Origin of the sequence: Micromonospora sp. H33, from assembly GCF_052068455.1 — a bacterium.
Lineage (GTDB): Bacteria > Actinomycetota > Actinomycetes > Mycobacteriales > Micromonosporaceae > Micromonospora.
Window position 1 is genome coordinate 1 of the sequence record NZ_JBQHDE010000040.1, and the last position, 584, is coordinate 584.

The following is a 584-nucleotide window of genomic DNA, read 5'->3' on the forward strand; positions in this document are numbered from 1 at the left end:
CGGCAGGCGGCCTCCAGGGCGGTGCCCTGGTCGACCATCTCCCGGGCCCGGGCGGCCAGGCGCAGTTGGTAGCGGGAGTAGCGGCGGTGCCCACCGGTGGAGCGGTGCGGGTCGATCAGTTTCGCCTCGTCCAGTCGGCGCAGGAAGTCCTGCGAGGTACCGAGCATTTCCGCGGCTCGGCCAATGGTGTAGGCAGGGTAGTCCTCGTCGCCGAACATGTCATCGGGGTTTTGCCCCATGTCACCTCCACGTCGAGGGCCCCGGCGCTTGCGCGCCGGGGCCCAGGGTTAGGGGTCAGAACACCATCTGCCGACAGGAACGTCGGCTTGTCGTATCCGCACCAGCCGTCGGTGAAGGCTTTGGGTGCGAGGATCGCATAAGCGTGACCGGAGACCACCTCTCGTTCGATGGAAACTGCGGTGTCCGCCCGGCCTGGTTTGACGGCCGACGGCGGGCGATCCAACGGTGTACGGCCCTCCCTTTCCTCTGCTTCTCTTTCCCTTGCTTGACGTGCGGTCCGCCGGTGTCGGAGCCCACGCGACTTCCTGGCCCCGTACACGTACGGCGAACATCAGCTGGAGCCC

1 protein-coding gene is annotated in these 584 nt (G+C 67.3%); it reads right to left on the minus strand.

The genetic code is table 11. From position 1 onward, the window contains the following. A partial coding sequence (locus tag ACTMS0_RS29090) for a helix-turn-helix domain-containing protein (RefSeq protein WP_441158467.1) occupies positions 1 to 239 on the minus strand: 239 nt, incomplete at its 3' end. Positions 240 to 584 lie beyond the last annotated feature (345 nt).